The following is a 22,208-nucleotide window of genomic DNA, read 5'->3' as shown; positions in this document are numbered from 1 at the left end:
GTCATATTTGGATAATTTTGATTCCGCTGATGATGATGAGAATCGAGATCGCATAGCGCAGGAAAACAGTAGGGACCTTGCAAGACAACCGGCTTCCCAGCAAGACGCCGGGCACCGAGCCGAGGAGAAGCTGAAAGACAGTCGCCAGATGAACAGTGCCGAAGCTCATGTGAGCCAGACCGGCGGCCGTGGTCAGCAAGAAGGCATGGGCAATGTCGGTCCCGACTACTTCCTTGCCGGACAGTTGAAAGAAGTACATGAGCGCGATGGCAAAGAGAGAGCCGCTGCCGATGGAGGTCAAGCCTACCAGAAAGCCGAGAAAAGCGCCGATGATGATGAGCGGGGTGCGCTTCTCGCGTATGCTCATGCCCTGCCATCTATTCCACGAAGGGCTTTTGCGGCTCAGCCAGCTTTTGGAAAGGATGGCGAGAGGAATCAGGATGAGGACAAAGCCTAGTATTTTTTTCAGGATCAGGTCTGCCCCTTCAAGATGCTGATGCACCCAGTTCATCAGATTGACGGCGAGAATGCCGCTCGGGATGCTGCCGATCGCAAAATAGAGCACGATGGGAAAGTGGACGGTCTTCTGCCGCCAATGCTGCCACGTCCCGAAAATCTTGGTGATGGAGTTGTAGACCAGATCAGTTCCGACAGCGATGGCAGGCTGTATCCCCAGCAGGATCAAAATCGGGGTCAAGAGTGCGGCGCCGCCTACACCGGTCAGGCCGACCAGAAATCCTACCAGGAGGCCGACGAGTGTCAAATGAAAATCCATCAAGCAACCATCCTCTGTATTTCTAGTATGCATGCCTATCTTCAAGATAAGCAGAAGCCCGGATATCGTGCGCCTAAATTGGGCACAGCTGCGCCTAATTCACTTTTCTTTTTTGGAAAATCACCCGTTTTCAATTACACATAATTCTATTATTATTATTATGGATATCAAATTATTATGAAAAAGGGGAAGGCTATGGCGGAATATTTCACGGAACGTAAGGCTTTGCAAATGACTTTGCAGTCGCTCCTGGAGCAGCGAGCTGTACTGCGCCGACAGTATGTGGATCAGGACAAGCAGTTGGGACTGGAAATCAAGCAGATTTTGGCGCGAGTAAGAGAGCTTGACCAAGCTGAAGGCAATGAAGAACCGGCTCCGGCTGAAGAAGCAACGGACGGTACCGTCAGCATGACCGTGGAAGCCGTGGACCGGCTGAAAGGGCGTAAAACGCATACCCGTCATGACTATGAAAGCGTAGCCAATCATGTAGAAACGATCTTGCGGGAAATGTCGGCATTGACGCTCAATGAGCTCTGTGACGAGTTGAAAAGACGTAGCGGAGTCGAATTCGCCAGCCCGTACATCGGTATTCACAAGGCAATCAAGTATTTGCCGCAGGTCAAGGTTGAAAAGGATGGAAGAAAACTTGTTTTTTCTTTGGCGACATAGACTGGCAGCAAAAAAGAGGGCAGTTGTGCAGCAGGCACAAATGTCCTCTTTTTCATGCGAAAACGAGTTCAAAAGCGGCGAGCTTAGCCTTGAAATGCTTTCAACATCCATACGTGCTTCTCGAGACTGCTCTGGATCGACAAGAGCAAGTCTGCGGTCCCTTCATCGCCGAGTTCTTCGACTTTTTTCATGCCGTCTTTTAATTCATCGATAACCGTGGTGAAATCCTCGATCAGTGTCTCGACCATCTCTTCGGCAGTCTCGCGGTCGTTTGCTTCTTCGATGCTGGCATCGCGAATGCATTCTGCCAATGTGGCGACTGGTTTTCCGTGTCTGGCCAGGATGCGCTCGGCAAGGGTATCGATGTATGCGGAAGCTTCGTTGTACAGCTCCTCGAACTTGGCGTGCAGGGTGAAGAAGGCAGGTCCTTTCACATTCCAGTGGTAGTTTTGCAGTTTCATGCGCAGGATTGTCCAGTTGGCTACTTGTTTATTCAATACATCGTACACGTTTTCCATTGATCATCCACTCCTTATTTATAATAATTATTATCTGATACCTATTATAATATAAATGCTGCTATTGTCAACTGGTCTTTCGCTTCCCTTGGTGAAATTTCTCAGACACAGGAAGCGAAGAGAGTACGCGGGAAATGATCAAGCGGATATTCGTGCATGATTCTTGAATATGAGAAGCGGATTTCTCATTTCAGGCTCCATTTCTGCATAAGAAGAGGGGAGATGCGGGGGATTTCTCTTTTGTATCGGCTGGCATTGTTCTTGCTACTTCTCCAAGGTGAAAAACAAAATCGGAAAGGATGAGGCGCATGCAACGCAAAACACGGGAAGAATCGCTTGAGCTCGCCAGTGAAATCCTGTCATTCATCGAGAGCGAGACGCTGACAGTGGAACAGAAGAAGAAAATTGTGAGCGATTCGGTCGAGAACTTTACCAACCATGTGACCAAGGCCATTCTCGCCCATCGCAAGTCCGTTTCGACCGACTATTCAGTCGTGGAGTGGGAAGACGAAGGAGCCATTTTCCGGGACACGATGGGCGATGAGTACATCGATTGCCTCGGAGGCTACGGCGTGTACCTGCTCGGCCATCGCCATCCGAAGGTGGTCAAGGCGGTGGAAGCCCAGCTGAAGCGCTACGCTCTGCACAGCCAGGAGATGGTCGACCCGCTGCGCGGCTATCTGTCCAAGCTGGTGGCGTACATTACGCCAGGAGATTTGCAGCATTCCTACCTCGTAAACTGCGGCACGGAGGCAAACGAAATGGCTCTGAAGCTGGCGCGGCTGGCTACCGGGAAAAAATGCTTCATCTCAACGGAGAGAGGCTTTCACGGCAAGACGCTCTTCTCCCTTTCCGCGTCGGGGAAATCCACGTTCCGCGAGCCGTACATGCCGCTCGTTCCCGGTTTTCAGCACGTCCCGTTCGGGGATGCCGATGCGGTGGAACAGGCGATCCGCATGCTGATCGCCACAGGAGAGACGGTGGCTGGCGTGATTGTCGAACCGATCCAGGGAGAGGGCGGCGTGAATATCCCGCCGGATGGCTACCTGCCGCGGCTGCGTCAAATCTGTGACCAATACGAATGTCTGCTGATCGTCGATGAGGTCCAGACCGGCATGGGGCGGACCGGCACTCTGTTTGGCGTCGACCACTGGGATGTGGTGCCGGATATCATGACGCTGGGCAAAGCGTTTGGCGGAGGCGTCATGCCGATCGCTGCCATGGTCGCCAAAAAAAAATGGTGGGGAAAAATGGAGGAAAATCCGTTCCTGCTGGGCTCCTCCACCTTCGGGGGCAATCCGCTCTGCTGCGCGGGAGCCATCGCGGGCATTCACACGATACTCCAGGACAACATCCCGCAGATAGCCAAGGAAAAGGGCGATTACATCATGCTGCGCTTAAACGAGATCAAGGAGCAATATCCTGAGGCAATGGTAGATGTGCGGGGGCGAGGGCTGTTGATCGGTATGGAATTTGCCGACAACAGCCTCGGCTATACGCTGGCCAAGATGCTGTTCGGCAAGAAAATTCTCGTCGGCGGGACAATCAACAACGCGACGGTGATTCGCATCGAGCCGCCTGCGGTCATCTCGTACGAACAGATCGATTATGTATTGGCTTGCATCGAAGAGGGAATCGCCCAGCTTTCCAAGGAGATGAAAGTAGCTCGGTAGTTTGGCAGTAACACGGTCCGTCAAGCAGCGACAGAGCAGTAAGGAACGCAGCGTGAGAGAAGAAAGCGAAGCGTTGGGGAAAAGACCCGCAGCTGTGGAGATGCCGCAACGTGAGCAGCAAGCGCAGCGTAAGGAAAATGGATAGCAAAGCCGTGGACGAAAAGCGAATGGGGCAAAGTTCCGCAAGAAGCTGTTGACCGAAGCAAGTATGCTGTTGTGCGGCTCGAGCAAGGAGGCTGCGTCGGCGATCAACCTGCCGCGTAAGCAAAGAGGAAGGGAGCGGTTTTCGGATGCTCCCTTCCTTTTTTGCATCCACTCGGCATGGCTGAAGTTCTGAAGGCAGGAGAGCGAGCGCTCTGCAAGGAACTGTTAAAGCGGCAGGCTATGGATGAAGATGCAAAAAAGAATGGGGCTGACTGTTATGGCGATATCTCGATATTATGAAGATCTGAGAAAATCGTTCGGACCTGGCCTGATTCTAACGTCAATAAAAGCAAGGAATTGGAAGACAATTCACCGACGAAGAATGATTACAAGGATGCTAGACTTATTGCCGATTTAGTTCGCAATGGCAAGTACAGTGAGCCTAAGTTGCCCACGAGCGTTTATGCCGACCTTCGCATTCTCATGAACCTTCGCGAGAAGGTGATGGTGAACTTCGGGCAAGTCCAGCGACGTATCCAGAACTGGCTTGATCGCTTCTTTCCAGAGTACAGCCAGGTGTTTAAGGACTGGGAAGGAAAGGCCTCGCTTATCACGCTTAGCGAATTTCCGACGCCGAAGGAGATGGTATCCCTTTGTGCTGACGCAATCGTCCGCCGATGGAAGGAAGACCTAAAGCGAGCGATTGGCTCCAGGCGGGCAGCACAACTCCTTCAAGCTGCCACCCACTCGATTGGGCTTACCGAAGGGCTGACAGCGGCGAAGATCGAGCTTAGAGCCTTATTGGAACAATATGAGCTATTCTCCAGACAGCTTGAAGAAATCATGAGGCAAGTGGAGGAATTGCTTGCACAAATTCCGGGCACAAAAGAAATGCTGACAGTACCCGGAATCGGCGTAGTTACGCTGGCGGGCTTCTTGGCTGAAGTTGGTGATCTTAGCGGTTACGACCATGGGCAGCAAATCATCCGGCTTGCCGGATTTAATCTCAAAGAGAACAGTTCCGGCAAGAAGAAGGGCAAGTCCACGATTACCAAGCTCGGACGATCCCGACTAAGAGCCTTGCTATTTCGGGCGATGATGCCGATGGTCGCCAAAAACGCCGAATTCAAGGCGTTGCATCATTACTTGACGAAGCGAAGTCACAATCCGCTTAAAAAGAAGCAGTCCATCGTGGCGCTCTGCGGGAAGCTCATCCGCGTACTTTATACACTGGGCACGAAGTGCGTTCCGTACAATGCGTCCGACGTTTTAGGACCTGTACGCCAGTCCCAAATACAGATGGCAGCCTGATTCAAACCATTTTCCCGTTTCTCACAAGAGCTTGGAAAGAAACCCATGACAACAGAAGCACGGAGCAGCCGCAGGATTTATTTCGTAAGGGCAACGGCCCAGTAAAGGAGCAAGAAGCGGCGTCCACCCCTTGAGAGGCAGAACGAAGGAATGTAAGGGCGAAGACCCAGCGTTACATGGGAGGGTAAGCCGTCAGGGGAATGGAGTGGATATCCAGATGTGCGGTCATACGACTCATCCACAGATTGGAAAAAGGATTCGAATCTCTATTCCCGCCACTGGCTTCGCCAGAAAAATATGTCACATCGACATGATTTATCCATCTGCCTCAATAGTCAATGGATGAAAATCTAAGAACGAGTGAGTAAACGAAAGAAAACATTAATTTATAGTGGGAGGATAAGTTATGACGCTTCATGAACGGACAGCTCTACACATGACGTTACAGTCGCTTTTGAAACAACGTGAATCCTTATTAAGTCAATTCGCTAACCAGGATAAAGTTTTACGGGACGACATTTTTAAAATATTGAAGAGGATCAAAAAAGTTGGAAATAAGCTGTATTTTTCACTCCCGGACTGCTAAAAAATATGCCGATCAAACGGATTGGAATACCACGATGATCAAACGAAAGAGCAGAAGTCCTGTCATGGGTCCATTTATGGAGATCGTCGATACCTGGTTGGAGGAGGACCGATTGGTCCCCCGTAAGCAACGACACACAGGTGTGCGCATTTTTCAACGTTTGTGTGACGAACATCAGTTTACAGGCGGACAACGTACGGTTTTGGCCTATGTACAAAAACGAAAGAGCGAAATGGAACTGGAGTGTGCCAAAACGTACGAACGGCTGGAACATCCGCGGGTGAGGCACAAGTTGACTTAACCACCATTGAGGTATGCAAAGAGCACCGATTGCTCACATACAAACTGCTCGTGATGTCTTTCCCGTTCCCGAAGGGCAGTAGTGCGGAGCTTCTCCGGGAATTGGATTGGCTCGAACGCAAGGAGAATTTGCTCTTAATGGGTGCCGTAGGCACAGGAAAAACCCATATGGCAACTGCCCCCGTTCATTTTCAAATTTCCGTTTGCATATTGACACTCAGCCATTCTATTATCTCACCTCTGCGGAATCTCACATTGGAATCAATCAAAGAAGCTACTCCGTTTGACCCTCGCCCTCAAACCACCGAGCTTTACCGGCACGCCCACTGCGTAATAATCACCGTCTTTGTGTTCCGCATGTGTTTTGCAAGTAGAAAATGCTCAGTTTTGCAGCCAAAATTGCCTAAGCACTTGCCAGTCGTTTGAAACTATAGGGGGATCCTATCCATTGCCTGCTTGAAGCGGAAGCTCTCGCCCGTGAATGAAAGGATATGAGCGTGGTGTACCAGGCGATCAACGAGCGCCGACGTGAGCTTCGTGTCTCCAAACACCGACGTCCATTGCCCAAACTCCAGGTTGGATGTAACGATCACACTCTGTTGCTCATAGCAATCCGCAATTATGAGGAAGGCCGGGATGAAGGGAGCCTCGGTTATCCATCGATACCACCACAATTTATACTTTAAGAAAAGACAATCAGCGATATAAACTCGAAGAAATTCGGGTTCTTGGCCTGATGCTCAGCTGTGTGTTTGAGCCACTTCTTGATTCAGACACAGAACTAATTTAACACAATGTACCTGTCTCCCAGGATATCTTCGATCTATCCACCCAATAGGACCTCCGATCTGTTTGGTGGTTCTTTTATTTTTGAGCGTTCTTGCAGCGTAATCTGATTGGCCACTCTCCCCCTTGCGATTCCGTCAATAACCAATCTTTCCTTTTATTGGGTATTGTGGTAAGCTAAAGAAAAGTTTAATGATATAAAGTTTTCTATTGAAAATGAAAAACTTCTGGGCGGAATTGTAGCAATTTACGTATAAGAGGAGTGTTTCTTATGGGTGTAATGTTGCAGCCGTCGCTGCGATCAGAAATCGAAAAAAATCTGAGGCGGAAGGGTTTTACGATCAGTAAGCTGAGCGAATTAACCGGCATTAATTCAGGGACTCTCAGCACGATTCTCAATGGTAACCCTCCCCGTCCCATGACGGTATGCCAACTGGATCAACTGGCCATCGCGTTTGACCACGAGCCGGGATGGCTATACGAACTGTATCCGGAAGAGTGTGTAACAGAAGACAAATTTTCGCGTCCACGTGTTATCCCTTATCTGACTCGCTGTGCTGAAATCGGCCGGCAGGATTGTATTAATGAGACTGTTTCAAAGCTGCTGGAGAATCCCAAGAATATAAGAATCCTTTTTTCAGTAGCCGAACAGCTCTTTGAAAACGGAAAAATGAAGGAGTCAATCCCTTTTTATGAGTTCGTCATCGATAACGAAAAGGACAACTATTCAAATCAATTTGTGATGAGCCAATATCGACTGTTCCGGGCGACGGAAGGGATAAACTCTGAAGAAAAGTTTAAGGCCGTTATCCGCTTTGAATCGTATAGAAGGCGATTGGCGGAAAATCACCAGCTGGATGCGCTGCTACACCTAGCCAAAATCTGTTATACCCTGCGTAGGTGGGAAGATGTCGAGAAATACGCTGACGAATTAAGGGAATTGGCAACGATCGTCTATGAGGACGAACTTCGTAGACGAAAAAACAACAAGCCAAGCGAATTGCAAAAAACAGAGCGTCCTTTGATTCTATACTATGGACAGGGTTATCTTTTAAAGGCTGTAGCATTGAAAAATATGGGGAAGTACGAAGAATCAAAGCATTACACGAATGGGTATGCTGATTTAAGCTGGTTTGAACTTCTTGATCAAGATGGCGAAGCAGAAGTTGATAAATTGCGTTTATGGGCATTAGCTAACTCGTATACTTTGTCCATGTGTATGGGGAATACAGAGGTTCTGCCCGATTACCTTGAATTTCTTTCTGACCATCCGAATGAGGTACTTCCTGGTCTAGTAACCATAACCGAATCTGCAAATGAGTTTGGTTTTTCCATTGAATCAGTGCTAGAACAATTCTCAGAAGACATAAAACGTTTTGGAAATGATCTAGGGACTGTAAATAAGATTCACCATCTTCACTTCAGGTACCAATTAGCGGTATACTTGTTTAAAAAAGGGAAGTATTCGGAGGGCTTGGATGAAACCTTACGGTGCCTTATTTTGACTAAAGCATCCAAGGACTTCGATTATTTCAAAAGCTGTGTTGGAATGTTTTGGGTACATCTTCAGCACGCATCGGATGAGCAAAAAAGGATCTTTCAAAGCGTTGTAGACGAAAGGAGCGAAAAAGCATGAAGGGCTTTATATTATCAGTATGTTTGGTATTGGGTTTAGGATTTGGTATTAACGTACATGTTGTAGATGGAAAAGTCATCTCCAAAAAACCTCCAATAATACAATACGATCATGGTGTAGGTGGCTAATAATCGAGAGCATCCCGTGCTGGGGATGCTTTTTTTGTATAAGAAAACCCCTAGTTAGACTGGGGGTTTGAACTCGGTGATAATGATGAGAGCCGGTCTGCCAACCGCTTACCCTTATCACAGGAAGACAAAGGATGGACAAGAGCAGTCTAGCACATACCAAATGGAACTGTAAATATCATATTGTATTTGCTCCAAGATACCGAAGACAAGTGATCTACGGGAAATTAAGGAGAGAGATAGGGAAGATTTTACGGGAGTTATGTGAACGAAAAGGAGTGGAGATCATCGAAGCGGAAGCCTGCGTGGATGATATTCACATGTTGGTGAGCATTCGGCCCAAGTTAAGCGTGTCCGAGTTCATGGGTTACTTAAAGGGAAAAAGCTCATTGATGATCTTTGATCAGTTTGCAAATATGAAATACCGATATGGAAACCGTCAATTCTGGTGCAGAGGGTACTACGTAGATACAGTAGGAAGAAATAAAAAGGTAATTGAGGAATATATTCGTAACCAGTTAGTGGAGGACAAGAATTACGAGCAAGTAACAATGAAAGAACTGATCGACCCGTTTACGAGTGAGTCGGTGAAAAAAGGCAGGTAAAGAAGCCCCTTTTCAGGGGCCGCCCGAGGCAACACGTGGTTGGCAGACTTTCAGCGCGCCTTTGAGGCGCTTGCTTGTAACATGCCCTTATAGGGCTAATGGAAACCACCGGCTAAGCCGGTGGTTATGACTATGCAAATTTTCCCGAAAGTCTGTTTTAAGCAGAATACCATATAGTAATATATGCCCTTATATTACAAAAATAGGGAGTTGGTAACGGTAGATACGGGAAAAAGAAAAAGCGATCCATCTTTGGGTTTGACAGATGATGATAATCGAAATAATGAGGCGAACTTATCGAAAATCATAGAAGCATTGCGAAAACAACTAGTGGAACTGGTCAAAGAAAAGGGCCTTTCTGACAGTGAAGTTGTGGTTTTAAGCCAGCACCTGGACGAGTATATTGTGCAGTTTCAAGTCAGAATGAGTACGAAATCTAGCAAATGAGGTATAAATACTGAATACAAAATAGTAGAGTAACTGGGCCCGATCTACGTGCGGCCAGGTCTTTTTTCCTTTGGGGACAAATACAAAAACGCCCGGTGCAATCCGGGCGGCTTACAATGTAATCCCTCGTTATATCCTATGCCAGCCCGTCTACTTCCGGAACGAACCAGGTAATGATGACGGCAAAGTCTTCGTGTCTAGACTGGTGAATAAGCCGGTTCATTTCCTCCAGCTCGTCATTCTCTAGCGTAGGCTGAGCGATCAGGGGAGTCTTTATAGTGGTAATGACATAATGCCTGATCATGCTCGGGAAGAATCCGCTTCATTGTAAAGAGATCGTCAAGCCTGCCCATAAGCAACCTCCAACCACCCGAACTGCATCAGGAGGATTTTTTCCGGACATTCCCGATCCCCTTACCGCGGTGCGGATCTTCTCCACAACGATTAAGTGCTGCGGCGTTAAAACAGGAACAGCTAGTATTTGTCCGTCTATAACGGTTCTGATTTTCTCCATAGTGCTATCTACCCGTAAGGAACATTTGTTCCTGTTTTAAGCGGTGAATGGAGATTTTGCAAACAGAATGTGTCATTTTAGGAGTGAATCCGATTAAACCCCTGGTATACGAAAACCCAGCATAAAGCCGCTCGACTAGTCTGAAACGGCAAATCGTACACCGAACGCTGGCCTGAAAATGCCTCGTGTGGCTACGGAATCCTAAAAAATATGTTCATGACAAGGTCTACAACAGAATCGAAGTTAATATTTTCTTCTAATTGAAAAAACAGTTCAAATGAAAAAGCCCTCCATGGAGCAGCTCCACAGGAGGGAAAGAACCATTCTATTTTAGGCTCCCCGCTACTTTAAAAAGCTGGTCAGGTAGTTGCTCCGCGAGACGCAAAAATGTCGGCTGCTGCTGTTGCTACGTAAGCGCCTTGTCTCGTGGTTTTCCAAAGATTGATTGAGCTATAGGAGGACAGTGTGACCAAAGTCGTCCTTGCAATTCAAACAGTGATATTCACTCTATCTTACAGGTCGCTAACAGAACAACATAAAGGGAATAATCGGAGCGGAGTATCTTCCTCGCATGGTAAAGCCGGAGAGAATCATCAGGGTGTTTGGCGGAGAAAAGCACAGATTTACGTATCCGAACGGACATCAGGTGGAATACCTGGCGGTTGTCTTTGCATGCGCAGTTGTCGGAGGAGCTCTTCAACCAGTGAACGATGAAATGTGTGAGCTCAAGTATTTTCATGAAAGCGAAATTCCACCGCTCGCCAATGATTATCCGAAAGAGATTTTCAGAAAAGAAGCAAAACGAACCATCTTTGAATGAAGCGCGTTTATTGAAAAAGGGAAGGCAGTCGTGTACAATCGAGACTACATGATGATGAAAATCATTCTCATTATCATGCTGTCTTGATGTTGAAAGAGGGGACGAGTCATGCCTTCAACGATCCATATTGAAGATATTCATGATTACTTTGACCGCTTCTCAGCCTTTGCTTGCGGCCAAGTAACCAGCATGGACGGAGAACAGCAGCTCAGCCTTGCTCCACAGATGGGGGAGGGAACGATTACCCGGATTCCCATACGGCAAGCGAAACAAGACCCTGGAAGTACGGCTCAGTCCGGATGAGCTTTTGCGGTATGCGAGTGCCACAGGGGACCGCCGGATGATGGAATCGATGCTCAGGCGGCATGAAGGAATGATTGCAAGCTATGCCAACTCCCCGGCGATCCTGAAATGCGTCTATGATTTGTTTCATTGTACCAAGTGGGGAGCGATGAAACGGCTGTACGCGGAAAGCAAGGCGATGAAGCTGATTGCTCTGATCAGTCAGAAAACGTGACGTACAGCGACAAGGAGAAAGCCATTTCCCTGAGTCCGGATGACAGGGAGAAGCTGATTGAAGCCAAAGAGATGATCATCCGTCACTTGGAAAATCCGCTAGCGATCCGGGAGCTTGCCAAATGTGTCGGGATCAATGAGTACAATCGTGATTGTTGTTTTTTGGACGCTTGTCCCGTCCAAGCAAGCGGAATCGAATGGGCAAACCGAAGTTGCCCTATCCATTGCTGACAGGCGGATTCGCCTTTACGTGGGTGTCGGGCTGGTTTTGTCCAGCGTGATGATCATTCTTCAGGTCACATGCGGAATCTCCATCCAGGATCAATTGTCCGTATCCGCGCGGAAGGTTGCTCAATTGGTCGGAATCCTGCTGTCAGTCGCTGGCTTGATTGTCGTCGGGGTTCAGCTCCTTGTCGGCCGTTTTCTGAAATGGGAGCCGGGGCGGCTTTTGATCATCGGACTGCTGTCCCTTTGCTGCGCCTTCTCTCTGTTTCTTGCATCGCCGCAAATGTATGTGATTGTCTTTCTCCTGTGCGGGATCGGGATCGGGTTTACGCTGTCCGGGTATATCACGGCGGCTTCGCTGGCCGTAAGCGAGCGCGAACAGCCGGCTGTCGCCGCGTACACGGCTGCTGTCCAAGGAGTAGGCTCCTTTGTCGGACCGCTGGCGGGCTCCCTTCTGTATTCCCTTCACGTATCGATTCCTTATGCCGTCTGCGCTGGTCCGGTTGCGGTTTTCTTTGTTCTCGCCGCGGCCAAGGCGACGAAGGGAGCGCTGCAGAAAGCCCGGGAGAAAACCGTCTGAAGCACAGGAAACGGCAAACGTCCCAGCCTCGGGCCAGTGCTATCCAAGGTCGGGGCGTTTCGCTTAGCGGCACTGCCGCTTGCTCACTGCGAGCTTTTCACTTCGGACCAGATACGGTCGTACAGCTTGACCGCGTCGCCGATATCCTTCAGGCCCTCCACCCGCTTCATCTCTTCGGGCGGGGGATAGATGGCGATGTTCGCCAGCGTTTCCTTGTCGATCAGCTTGCGCGCCTCGGTATTCGGGTTGATGTAGGGGAAATCCTTGGCGATCTCCGCGCTGATATCCGGCTCGAGCAGGAAGTTGATGAAGGCCTCGGCCGTTTTCTTGTGCTTCGCGCCGGCAGGGATGACGAAGTTGTCAAACGTGATCATCAGCCCTTCCTTGGGCAGTACCGTGGTGATCTGCGGCTTTTCCCGCTGGGCCAGAGCGATTTCCGGCCCCCAGACGAGCGCGATGTTCACCTCGCCGTTGATCATCAGCGTCTTCGGACTGTCGCTGTCAAACGCCTTGATGTTGGGCATCAGCTTGAGCATTTTTTGCTTGGCTTCCTCGAGGTGGGCAGGGTCGGTGTCATTGCCGGCGTAGCCCAGCGTTTTCAGGACCATGCCGAGGATGAAGCGCTGGTCGTCCACCATCACGATCTGGCTTTTCAGCTCCGGCTTCCACAGGTCTGCAAAGCTGGTGATGCTTGTTTTGATATGGTCGGGATTGTAGGCGAGCGAGACCGTGTTGCCCATGTAGGGGACGCTGTATTTGTTGCCGGGATCATGCTCCTTGTTGACGAGGTCGGGCTCCAGGTTTTTGAAATTGGGAATATTGCTTAGATCGAGCGGTTCGATCAGTCCTTGAGCGGCCATCGGCTGGATGAAATAGTCGCTGGCTACCGTCAGGTCGTAAATGCCGCCGCCTGCCGAAACCTTTGCCAGCATCTCTTCGTTGGAGGAAAATGTGCTGTAATTCACTTTTACCCCGTATTTTTGTTCAAACTTTTTGATGACCGAGTCGGGCAGGTATTCCGACCAGTTAAAGACGTTCAACTCCTTGTCCAGGCCGTTTTCCCCGCTTTGGGATGACGGCGTGGAGCTGCAGCCGGCCGCTGTCAGCGCGGCCGTCAGGAAGCACGCAGCGATTGTTTTCCGAAAGCCTTGCTTCATATCAAGTCCCCCTTTGCAATCATGCGAAAATGGATGCACCGGATATTTAGGCTATTGCTTGCGCATCCGGATGCGTTCGGCAAAGATGACGATGGCGAGCGTGACGACGAGCATCAAGGTCGACAGGGCGTTGATCTCCGGGGTCACGCCGAATTTCACCATGGAGAAAATCTTCAGGGGCAAAGTGGCGCTCGCCGGCCCTGCTACGAAAAAGCTGATGATCACATCGTCGAGGGACAGAGTAAAGGCGAGCATGGCACTGGCCAAAATGCCTGGAGCGATGACCGGCATCGTCACTTTGACAAATGTCTGCCAGGGCGTAGCTCCCAAATCCATCGCCGCTTCTTCGATGCTTTTGTCAAAGCCGGCCAACCGCGCCCGGACCACGACCACTACGAAGGGGACGGAAAAGGTGATGTGCGCTGCAATCAGGGTGAAATAGCCGAGCGGGACCTTCAATTGGGCGAACAGGGCGAGCATCGAGATCCCCATGACGATTTCCGGGATGACGATGGGCAGGTACAGCATCGCGTCCAGGGCCGTTTTTCCCCGGAAATGATAGCGGTACATGCCGACAGCCGCCAGCGTGCCGATCATCGTGGCGGCGAGCGTGCCGATCAGCGCGACGATCAGCGAGGTTTTCATCGCTTCCAGCACGTCGCTGTTTTGCATCAGCTTTACATACCAGTCAAATGTAAAACCGGTCCAGACCGCGTTCAGCTTGGATTGGTTAAAGGAATACAGGATCAATATGGCGATGGGCATATACAGAAACAGGTAGATGAACGAAGCGTAGAACACGGAGAATTTGCGGCCGAGCGAGTAGCGCATCCTAGAGCAGCTCCTTTCCCTCTTTGTCTTTGGTGATGAGGATGTAGGCTGTGATGAACAACAGCGTCAGTCCCATCAGGATGATGGAGCTTGCCGAGCCGAACGGCCAATCGCGGGCGGTGAGAAACTGGTTTTTGATCAGATTTCCGATCAGGACGGTCTTGCTTCCCCCCATCAGGTCAGGGATGAAAAAAAGGCCCAGTGACGGGATGAAAACGAGCAGGGAGCCGGCCATGATTCCCGGCGCGGTGAGGGGCAGGGTCACTTTCCAAAAGGTCTGGACGGGCTTTGCGCCCAAGTCCGAGGAGGCTTCCAGCAGCGATCTGTCCAGCTTTTCGATCGAGGCGTACAACGGCAGCACCATGAACGGGAGCATGGTGTAGACAAGCCCGATCAACACGGCGGTCTCGTTGTACAACAGCGGCAGCGGCTGATTGATGAGCCCAAGCTGCATGAGAAGCGTATTGATCACCCCTTCGGTACGCAAGAGCACGATCCAGGCGTAGGTGCGGATCAGCGAATTGGTCCAGAACGGGACAATGATCAGCAGCATCAAAATGTTGCGGTAGCCGATCGGCGAGCGGGCGATGATGTAGGCGAACGGATAGCCGAGAACAAGGCAAATCGCCGTCGTAAAAAAGGCCAGAACGCAGGAAATCCACAAAATTTTAAAGTAGAGCGGGTCGAAAAAACGGACGTAGTTCTCCACAGTCAGGGGCAGCTCGATCCCGCCGAATGAACTGCGGGTAAAGAAGCTGACGCCGAGAATCAGGACGAGCGGCAAAAGGAAGAGGGCGCTCATCCAAATCGCGATAGGCCCGATCGTCCAGGTTTTTCCGTAATCGCGGGCTGGCCGGCTTGGTGTCGCGGCCGCAGGTCTGCTGGAGGCGGCGGAGCCGATTACAGGGGCCTTCATCGGGTCAACACCACCCCGTGCTCCGGCTGCCAGTTGACGAACAATTCATCGCCTTCGCTCACCGGCAGGAGCTGATCCGTTTTTTCCACCGCGACAAAGGGGATTCCGCCGGGCAGGGTGACGACGGTACGAGTAATTCCTCCGCAGTAGATTCGTTCCGTCAGGCGTCCGGGCAGTTGGACGAGCTGGTCCGGCCCGGTGTCGACCGGCGCAAGGCTCAGCGCAGATTTCTCCGGGCGGATCGCCACGGTCACCTTCTCATTCTCGGGAAGGTGCCGGGGGGCGGCGGTTACCTGCATGCCGTCACAGTCTATCAGCATCCGGCGGGAATCGCGCTGTTTGATCGTTCCGGTCAACAGATTGGTCTCGCCGATAAATTCCGCGACAAATCGCGTCGCTGGCCGGTCGTAGATGTCGGAGGGAGTGCCGACCTGTTCCAGGACGCCCTTGTTCATAACCGCGATGCGGTCGGACATGGTCAGCGCTTCCTCCTGGTCGTGCGTGACGAAGACAAACGTGACACCCAGCTGCTTTTGCAGGTGCTTCAGCTCTACCTGCATCTGCTTGCGCAGCTTTTGATCCAGGGCGCCCAGCGGCTCGTCGAGGAGCAGCACCTTCGGATTGTTTACCAGTGCCCGGGCGATGGCAATCCGCTGCCGCTGGCCTCCGCTTAGCTGATCGGGCTTGCGCTTCGCGTACTCTTCCAGCTGAACCAGGCGAAGAGCCTGTTTGACCCGCTGGTCGATCTCCTCCTTGGCCACTTTTTTGACACGCAAACCGAACGCCACGTTTTCGTAAGCGTTCAGGTGGGGGAAGAGGGCGTAGCTTTGAAAGACAGTGTTGACATCGCGGGAATAGGCAGGCAAATCCTGCACGAACTCGCCGTCCAGCTTGACCTTTCCGGATGTGGGATGCTCAAAGCCCGCAATCATTCTGAGCGTTGTGGTCTTGCCGCAGCCGCTCGGGCCGAGCAAGGTGAGAAATTCTCCTTTCTGGATGTGGAGGGACAGATCGTGTACCACTGTATGTTGACCAAAGCGTTTGACGACGTTTTGAAGCTCCACCATAGGACTTGACATGGGAACCCCCCTCGTTTTTCTTTTCGTACTCCTTGTCACAAGCAAAAATAATGCCAATTCGAAATATTCAAACATATATGGTGTTCAGGCACGAAAAAAGAAGCAGAAGGCTGGACAAACCCGGCCTATCGCTTCCTAGAAATTAGAATGCTTTCTCATCGTTGAGAAGCTTATGTCCCTCCAGTTTTCTGTATAGAGTGGCAAGGCCGATGTCCAGTTTTTCCGCCACAAGCTTTTTGGCTTCCAGAGAGTATCCGTACTGCTGCAGCATGCTGTACAGGATTTGCCGCTCGTGTCGCTGGAGCCGTTCCTTCAAGGGCTGATCGGCTTCGCCGGGTCCGGTAATGCCGCTGACGCTATGGTGCTGGCGGATTCGCACCGGTACGCTGTCCAGTCCGATATACGGCGAGACCTCCATGTTGACGGCGTACTCGATGGCATTTTCCAGCTCGCGGACATTCCCGGGCCAGTGATAATGCATGAACAGCGCCCGAACCTCCGGCGTGAAATCGAGGATCGGGTTGCCTAAAAGCTCCCGGTATTTCGCTAAAAAGTGGTCCATCAGTAGCGGAATGTCTTCGACCCGCTCGCGCAAAGGCGGCATGTGCAGGGGAATGACGTTGAGCCGGAAGTAGAGGTCTTCGCGGAATTCGCGGCTGCGCACCATCTCCTCGAGGTTCTTGTTCGTGGCGGAGATGACCCGGATGTTGACGGGGATCAGCTGGTTGGACCCGACCCGTTCCACCTGCTTGCTCTGCAAAACGTGGAGCAGCTTTACCTGGAGATGGAGCGGCAGATCGCCGATCTCGTCGAGAAAAATGGTGCCGCCGTCGGCCAGCTCGAACTTTCCCGCCTTTCCTTCCCGCTTGGCGCCGGTAAACGCTCCCGCCACATAGCCGAACAGCTCGCTTTCCAGGAGCGTCTCGGGAATCGCCCCGCAGTTGACGATGATGAACGGACCGTCGCGTCGGCTGCTCGCGGAGTGGATGGCCGCGGCAATCATTCCCTTTCCGGTGCCGCTTTCCCCGGTGATTAAGATGTTGGAGGCGCCGCGTGCGACTTGTTCCGCCTGCCTGATCACGAGCGACTTGGAGCGGCTTTTGCCGATGATTTCCGAAAAGTACAGGTCCTTGTGCTCGTTGGTCAGGACGTAGGCGAGGCGGCGCATGTCCGCCATCCGGCGAAACGAGGCGACGACGCCCGCTACCCGGTCGGCGGCGCGGATGGGCCGGGCTGTGACGATGAAGTGCATCTCATGCTCGCCCAGCCGGTAAATCTCCTCCTGCTCGACATATCCGGCGCCAGTCTTCAGGACTTGCAGCATCGGCGAGTCGGCCCAAATTTTATGCAGGGGAGTGCCAATGAGTTCCTGTTTCGTTTTCTGAATCAGCTGCTGCGCCGTCTTGTTGCAATTGCTGATCAATCCGTGCTCGTCGATGGCAATAATGCCTTCATGTATGGATTCAATCAACGTTTCCAGCTGGGTGTACGTTTTCTTCCACTCATTCCACGCTTCCTGCTCAGCGATTTTTCCGGTGAGCAGCTCGGTCATCCGCTGCAAAAAGGTGAGGTACGGCAGCCGGTTGTGGATGAGCAGCCTCCTCTGGGTTTCGGTGAAGGCGATCAGGCCGATCACGCCGATCACATCGCCTTTGTAATGGATAGGCGTGCAAAGCTCCGCGAGCTCTTCGGTGACCCCCTGCAGGACGGACGGATCGTAGGAGGGGTCGCTGCGGGCGTCCTCGATGAAAAACGGCTGGTTGGTCGTCAGGACGCGGCCGTACAAATAGCCGGCGTCCACTTCGCCGCCCTCCTCCTTGGTGTTGATGCGGTCCTTGTACTTTCCCGTCCCGGCGATGATCGTCATCGTGTCGTCGACGATCTCCGTCTCGATCTGCAAAGCGGCAGAGATGGCTTCGGCTACCTGTTGCGTGATCTCCTGGAATTCCCGCAATAAACTCATTTACATTTTTCCTCCTGTCTGCAGGTAAAAACAGTTGCGCTACGAGGTCCCCAATCCATGTAAACCGGTTTTTTTCACAATACCAAAGTGTAAAAAACAGAGATAGGGACCCTCTTCGACAAAAAACAGATAGAATCCTCTAAATTTTGGGAATATTTATAGCGAAACTGTGTGAATACCCGGTGTCGCGACAAAGCGGACTCTGCCTTGGTTGGCGCGGCTGCTTTCATGTCCTTTTCCAGTTGGGGTTGCGCCGTTATCAGGACGACGATGGAAACCAGCAGCAGAGCGGCTACGAATAACAAATGAATTTGGCTCCGAGGGAAATTTGTTGAAACATGGCATGCGACCGCTCCTTTTTTTGGTATAATTTTGGAAGTATATTGATAGTAACGAGAAAACGCAAATAAAGTTCATTCTTTTCTCTCGGCGAAAATATAATAGAGTTCAATATTTTGGGTAAAGGGATTGATCGCGTGCGGAAGCAATCGATAGCCGGAGTGATTCTGGCCGGAGGAAAAAGCAGCCGAATGGGCCAGCCCAAAGAGCTGTTGGCATGGCAGGGAAAGCCGCTGATTCAGTATTTGCAGGAGGAGATGGCGGCGGTTGCATTGCCCTGTCTGATTGTCTCTAATACACCGGAAGCTCTGGAGCAGGAAGTAGGGGCGGGACCGGGGAGAGAGGTAGAGGTGACCCGGGACCTCGTGCCGTCATCGGGACCGATCAGCGGGATCGTCAGCGCGTTTCGCGTGCGGAGAGAGGATGCGCTGCTGGTGCTCTCCTGCGATTTGCCGTTTGCGGACCGAAAACAGCTCCGGAGATTGATTGATTTTGCCGGAGAAGCAAATGACTGGGATGCCGTCGTGGTGAAGGAGGGGGAGCGGCTTCATCCGCTGTTTGCGCTGTACCACAGGCGGTCGCAGCCGTTGTGGGAGGAGGCGCTGCGAAGGAAGCAGTATCGCTTGATGGAGGTTCTGCGCGGACTTCAAGTCGCAGAGACTCCGCCGGGACTGTTCGACCCTTGGGCGGCGTTTAACGCCAACACGCCGGAGGAATACCGGGCCGCCTTGCAGGAAAAGCAAAAAAGGGAGACCGGGCAGTCGTAATGGCCTGGCTCCCTTTTTTTGCTTCTTCTCACGCCTGCGGCAGGATCACCCGCTGGGGGTTCGTGTACACGTTCATCCTGTCATTGCGGATAAAGCCGATCGCCGTCATGTTTAATTCCTCCGCCAGCTGCAGGGCCAGGTCGGTCGGGGCCGATTTGGACAAAATAATGCTCGCCCCGATCTTTGCCGCCTTAAGCAGCACCTCGGAGGAAATCCGGCCGCTGAAGGTGAGAATTTTATCGGCGGTCGACATGTTTTCCCGCAGGCAGTACCCGTAGATCTTGTCCAGCGCATTGTGGCGGCCGATGTCGGAATACTGAAGCAGCACCTGATCCGGCGTGCACAGCGCGGCGTTATGCACACCGCCCGTCTTGCAGTGAATCTCGGAGGAGGCTTGCAGCACATTCATCAGCTGCAGGCATTGCTCCGGTGTGACGGTGACGCCGTCTTCGGCGGGTTTTGCGGTTCGGGCATCGCTGAAAAAGTAAAACGACTGCCTGCTTTTGCCGCAGCAGGATGTGATGCGGCGCTTGGAGTAAAAGCTTTGGGACAGCAAGGTTTTCTCATGGGTATCGACGTAGGCGAACCCTTTTCCCGCGTCGATGGTGACCTGCTTGATGTCCGCATAGGAGCGGATGGCCCCTTCGGCGGCAAGGAAGCCAATCACCATTTCCTCCAAATCGGCAGGCGTGCAGACAATCGTGGCAAACTCCTCGTCACCGAGAAAGATCGTCAAAGGGTATTCGGTGACAACCTCGTCTTCCTCCCACTCGGACTTGCCCACCTGCACCTTCAAGACTGGGCGTGTGATCGTTTTGGACAAATCGGACATACTGGCCTCCTTCTGAACCGTTATATCAAAAAAAATTTGAGGAACGTATTGTAGAGTAAGCGCTCACATGGTAGTATACTATTTGAGGTTTTGGTTGTCACAGAATTTTCACCTTTTTACGAAACAGTTCACAAATTGACACGGGATAGCGTACCTGTCGCCGGTTCATTTGTCGGGCTGCTTGTAAGTGAATACCAAACACTTGCTGTTGATGCTGAAGTAGCGACCCTGCTGATGATTAACTGTCGTGTTTCATCTTTTCGCTGGCGTACCGGTTTCCGGTTATGGGGGGCGAGGATGGACCGGCAGTTTTTCTTGTTTTTAGGGGCGTGCTTCGGTATCGCCCCTTAGTTGATGATGAGGAGATGAATTGGATGCAGCAGAAAGTGAAGAACCGCTGGCTGATTGCAGCGGCTGCGGTGGGAATCCACCTTTCGATCGGCTCTGTTTACGCGTGGAGCGTGTTCACCAAGCCGATCACCAGTCAGTTTGGCTGGAAGCTGTCCCAGGTACAGCTGACGTTTAGCATCGCGATTTTGTTTTTGGGCTTGTCCGCCGCATTTCTCGGACACTACGTGGAAAAGCGCGGACCGCGCAAGGCAGGCATACTTTCTTCGATCTTTTTCGGTCTGGGCATCACCGGTTCAGGTCTGGCGATCAGCATGGAAAGCCTGCCGCTGCTCTATGTTTGCTACGGCGTATTGGGCGGAATCGGACTGGGCGTCGGATATATCACTCCGGTATCCACGCTGGTGAAATGGTTCCCGGACCGCCGCGGTTTGGCAACAGGACTGGCGATCATGGGATTCGGCTTTGCATCGATGATTGCGGGTCCAATCATTCAGGCTCTGATCGAAAGCGTGGGAATTGCAAATACTTTCTTTATCCTCGGCATTATTTATTTCGTCGTCATGTTTGCTTCCGCTCAATACCTGGCTCCGCCGCCGCAAGGATGGGTGCCGGCGGGCTATTCGGCACAAGCTAGCGAGGGACAAAAGAAAATCAAAAAAGACCTGTGCCAGCTGACGGCCAACGAAGCGGTGAAAACGCGCCGGTTCTACTGGCTGTGGCTGATGCTCTTCATCAACGTCACCTGTGGAATCGCGATCATCTCGGTCGCTTCGCCGATGGCGCAAGAGATTGCCGGCATGTCTGTAGGCATGGCTGCAACGATGGTTGGCTTGAACGGCTTGTTCAACGGAGCCGGCCGCATCGGATGGGCTTCCCTGTCTGACTTTATCGGCCGTCCCAATACCTATACCGCCTTTTTTGCGATCCAGATCGTCCTGTTCTTCCTTCTGCCGAATCTGACGATCCAAACGCTGTTCATGATCGCGATGTTTATCATCATGACCTGCTACGGCGGCGGTTTCTCTTCGATCCCGGCCTATATCGGCGACCTGTTCGGCACGAAACAATTGGGCGCCATTCACGGCTACATCCTGACAGCATGGGCGGCAGCGGGACTGGCAGGTCCGATCTTTGCAGCCTGGGTGCACGAAAAGACAGGCAGCTACACAGGCACGCTGAGCGTATTTGTGGCGATGTTCGCGGTAGCTCTCGTCATTTCGCTGATCGTTCGTCTCGATATCAAAAAGCTGAAAGAGGAAGCAAAGCGCAAAGAAAACGCTGTTGAACTGGCTAGCTGATAAATGGTAAAGTTTTAGGTAAGATCAATTAGTTAAAGGTGACTTGCATCGATGAATAAATATGAAGCTGAGTTCAGCAATCTGGTCAGAACCTTCCGAAAGCGACACATGGGCAAGGGACCGAGCAAGATCGTCACGACGTTTTGCAAGAATTGGGCGATTTGCGAGATGGAGGGGAACCTCTCCCCCGTAGAAAAGTTCATTGCGACTGCTGATGAAGGGAAACAGATGCTCCGTGCGGCGCGGACGGAAATGGTGAAGGAAATGTACCGGAAGAACCGTCCGATCGACATGGAGGCATTTCTAGGTGCGGCCCTCGTGGATTTATTCGTCGATATTGACATTGAACGCGATTTTGGAATGTCCATCTTCGTGTTTGACCAAGACATCGAAAAAAAGTTCAAGAACGAGCCGTAAGCCTAAGCGCAGCAGCGATCCTGCG

Annotated in this window: 23 protein-coding genes and 2 pseudogenes; 15 read left to right on the top strand and 10 right to left on the bottom strand. The window is 51.6% G+C overall.

Annotated elements, in window-relative coordinates:
• Position 1 precedes the first annotated feature (1 nt).
• Positions 2-775, bottom strand: coding sequence for a sulfite exporter TauE/SafE family protein (locus Q3F21_RS10045; protein WP_340251974.1), 774 nt, complete (start codon positions 773-775; stop codon positions 2-4).
• A 195-nt stretch (positions 776-970) separates the two neighbouring features.
• Between Q3F21_RS10045 and Q3F21_RS10040 the strand changes: the two genes are divergently transcribed.
• Positions 971-1,444, top strand: a complete 474-nt coding sequence (locus Q3F21_RS10040; RefSeq protein ID WP_340251972.1) for a hypothetical protein — start codon at positions 971-973, stop codon at positions 1,442-1,444.
• An 83-nt stretch (positions 1,445-1,527) separates the two neighbouring features.
• Here the strand turns inward: Q3F21_RS10040 and Q3F21_RS10035 are convergent, their stop codons facing one another.
• Positions 1,528-1,962 carry a Dps family protein gene (locus Q3F21_RS10035; protein WP_340251970.1) on the bottom strand — a complete coding sequence of 145 codons (435 nt, stop codon included), beginning with the start codon at positions 1,960-1,962 and terminating at the stop codon, positions 1,528-1,530.
• Positions 1,963-2,270: 308 nt separating this feature from the next.
• Between Q3F21_RS10035 and Q3F21_RS10030 the strand changes: the two genes are divergently transcribed.
• From Q3F21_RS10030 to Q3F21_RS10015, 4 genes and pseudogenes are all read left to right on the top strand, one after another.
• A complete protein-coding gene (locus Q3F21_RS10030; protein ID WP_340251968.1) occupies positions 2,271-3,635 on the top strand; it encodes a putrescine aminotransferase in 1,365 nt (454 codons plus the stop codon).
• 480 nt (positions 3,636-4,115) lie between these two features.
• Positions 4,116-5,090: pseudogene (locus Q3F21_RS10025) on the top strand (IS110 family transposase); the annotation flags it as partial.
• Between the two features lie 650 nt (positions 5,091-5,740).
• Entirely contained in the window at positions 5,741-5,977 is a 237-nt protein-coding gene (locus tag Q3F21_RS10020; protein WP_340251966.1) for a hypothetical protein, read from the top strand.
• 53 nt (positions 5,978-6,030) lie between these two features.
• On the top strand, positions 6,031-6,402 hold the full coding sequence (locus Q3F21_RS10015) for an ATP-binding protein (protein WP_340251991.1): 372 nt from the start codon (positions 6,031-6,033) through the stop codon (positions 6,400-6,402).
• Between the two features lie 2 nt (positions 6,403-6,404).
• Here the strand turns inward: Q3F21_RS10015 and Q3F21_RS10010 are convergent.
• Positions 6,405-6,605, bottom strand: a pseudogene (locus Q3F21_RS10010) (ATP-binding protein); the annotation flags it as partial.
• 428 nt (positions 6,606-7,033) lie between these two features.
• On the opposite strand from Q3F21_RS10010, the gene Q3F21_RS10005 reads away from it, so the two are divergent.
• The 3 genes from Q3F21_RS10005 to Q3F21_RS09995 all read left to right on the top strand — a co-directional run bounded on the left by Q3F21_RS10005 (position 7,034) and on the right by Q3F21_RS09995 (position 9,578).
• On the top strand, positions 7,034-8,398 hold the full coding sequence (locus Q3F21_RS10005) for a helix-turn-helix domain-containing protein (protein WP_340251964.1): 1,365 nt from the start codon (positions 7,034-7,036) through the stop codon (positions 8,396-8,398).
• Between the two features lie 262 nt (positions 8,399-8,660).
• Positions 8,661-9,131: an IS200/IS605 family transposase gene (gene tnpA, locus Q3F21_RS10000; RefSeq protein WP_340251962.1), complete on the top strand. Its 471-nt coding sequence runs from the start codon at positions 8,661-8,663 to the stop codon at positions 9,129-9,131.
• Between the two features lie 183 nt (positions 9,132-9,314).
• The gene (locus tag Q3F21_RS09995) at positions 9,315-9,578 is read left to right on the top strand and encodes an aspartyl-phosphate phosphatase Spo0E family protein (protein ID WP_340251960.1); all 264 of its coding nucleotides are present in this window, start codon (positions 9,315-9,317) and stop codon (positions 9,576-9,578) included.
• Positions 9,579-9,714: 136 nt separating this feature from the next.
• Here Q3F21_RS09995 and Q3F21_RS09990 read toward each other — a convergent pair whose 3' ends face one another.
• Entirely contained in the window at positions 9,715-9,882 is a 168-nt protein-coding gene (locus Q3F21_RS09990) for a hypothetical protein (RefSeq protein ID WP_340251958.1), read from the bottom strand.
• 781 nt (positions 9,883-10,663) lie between these two features.
• Between Q3F21_RS09990 and Q3F21_RS09985 the strand changes: the two genes are divergently transcribed.
• From Q3F21_RS09985 to Q3F21_RS09970, 4 genes are all read left to right on the top strand, one after another.
• Entirely contained in the window at positions 10,664-10,912 is a 249-nt protein-coding gene (locus Q3F21_RS09985) for a hypothetical protein (RefSeq protein WP_340251956.1), read from the top strand.
• Between the two features lie 108 nt (positions 10,913-11,020).
• Positions 11,021-11,215 (top strand): hypothetical protein, encoded by a 195-nt coding sequence (locus Q3F21_RS09980; protein ID WP_340251954.1) that lies wholly within the window; start codon positions 11,021-11,023, stop codon positions 11,213-11,215.
• Between the two features lie 37 nt (positions 11,216-11,252).
• Positions 11,253-11,429 (top strand): hypothetical protein, encoded by a 177-nt coding sequence (locus Q3F21_RS09975; RefSeq protein WP_340251952.1) that lies wholly within the window; start codon positions 11,253-11,255, stop codon positions 11,427-11,429.
• Positions 11,430-11,564: 135 nt separating this feature from the next.
• The gene (locus Q3F21_RS09970) at positions 11,565-12,233 is read left to right on the top strand and encodes an MFS transporter (RefSeq protein WP_340251949.1); all 669 of its coding nucleotides are present in this window, start codon (positions 11,565-11,567) and stop codon (positions 12,231-12,233) included.
• Positions 12,234-12,316: 83 nt separating this feature from the next.
• Here Q3F21_RS09970 and Q3F21_RS09965 read toward each other — a convergent pair whose 3' ends face one another.
• From Q3F21_RS09965 to Q3F21_RS09945, 5 genes are all read right to left on the bottom strand, one after another.
• Positions 12,317-13,390: an ABC transporter substrate-binding protein gene (locus tag Q3F21_RS09965; protein ID WP_340251947.1), complete on the bottom strand. Its 1,074-nt coding sequence runs from the start codon at positions 13,388-13,390 to the stop codon at positions 12,317-12,319.
• Between the two features lie 51 nt (positions 13,391-13,441).
• On the bottom strand, positions 13,442-14,221 hold the full coding sequence (locus Q3F21_RS09960; protein WP_340251945.1) for an ABC transporter permease: 780 nt from the start codon (positions 14,219-14,221) through the stop codon (positions 13,442-13,444).
• A 1-nt stretch (position 14,222) separates the two neighbouring features.
• Positions 14,223-15,023, bottom strand: a complete 801-nt coding sequence (locus tag Q3F21_RS09955; RefSeq protein ID WP_340251989.1) for an ABC transporter permease — start codon at positions 15,021-15,023, stop codon at positions 14,223-14,225.
• A gap of 110 nt (positions 15,024-15,133) precedes the next feature.
• A complete protein-coding gene (locus Q3F21_RS09950) occupies positions 15,134-16,216 on the bottom strand; it encodes an ABC transporter ATP-binding protein (RefSeq protein WP_340251942.1) in 1,083 nt (360 codons plus the stop codon).
• A 142-nt stretch (positions 16,217-16,358) separates the two neighbouring features.
• A complete protein-coding gene (locus tag Q3F21_RS09945; protein WP_340251939.1) occupies positions 16,359-18,179 on the bottom strand; it encodes a sigma-54-dependent Fis family transcriptional regulator in 1,821 nt (606 codons plus the stop codon).
• 455 nt (positions 18,180-18,634) lie between these two features.
• On the opposite strand from Q3F21_RS09945, the gene mobA reads away from it, so the two are divergent.
• Positions 18,635-19,285: a molybdenum cofactor guanylyltransferase gene (mobA, locus tag Q3F21_RS09940; protein WP_340251936.1), complete on the top strand. Its 651-nt coding sequence runs from the start codon at positions 18,635-18,637 to the stop codon at positions 19,283-19,285.
• A 28-nt stretch (positions 19,286-19,313) separates the two neighbouring features.
• On the opposite strand, the gene fdhD is transcribed toward mobA, so the two are convergent.
• On the bottom strand, positions 19,314-20,117 hold the full coding sequence (gene fdhD, locus Q3F21_RS09935) for a formate dehydrogenase accessory sulfurtransferase FdhD (RefSeq protein ID WP_340251933.1): 804 nt from the start codon (positions 20,115-20,117) through the stop codon (positions 19,314-19,316).
• A 374-nt stretch (positions 20,118-20,491) separates the two neighbouring features.
• Between fdhD and Q3F21_RS09930 the strand changes: the two genes are divergently transcribed.
• Both Q3F21_RS09930 and Q3F21_RS09925 read left to right on the top strand, forming a co-directional pair.
• On the top strand, positions 20,492-21,766 hold the full coding sequence (locus Q3F21_RS09930; protein ID WP_340251931.1) for an L-lactate MFS transporter: 1,275 nt from the start codon (positions 20,492-20,494) through the stop codon (positions 21,764-21,766).
• A gap of 51 nt (positions 21,767-21,817) precedes the next feature.
• Entirely contained in the window at positions 21,818-22,183 is a 366-nt protein-coding gene (locus Q3F21_RS09925; protein WP_003388192.1) for a DUF2294 domain-containing protein, read from the top strand.
• Positions 22,184-22,208 lie beyond the last annotated feature (25 nt).

It is taken from the genome of Brevibacillus borstelensis (genome assembly GCF_037834415.1).
Classification (GTDB): Bacteria; Bacillota; Bacilli; order Brevibacillales; family Brevibacillaceae; genus Brevibacillus; species Brevibacillus borstelensis_A.
The sequence above is the reverse complement of the archived record's forward strand: the minus strand, read 5'-3'. Positions and strand labels throughout refer to the sequence as shown.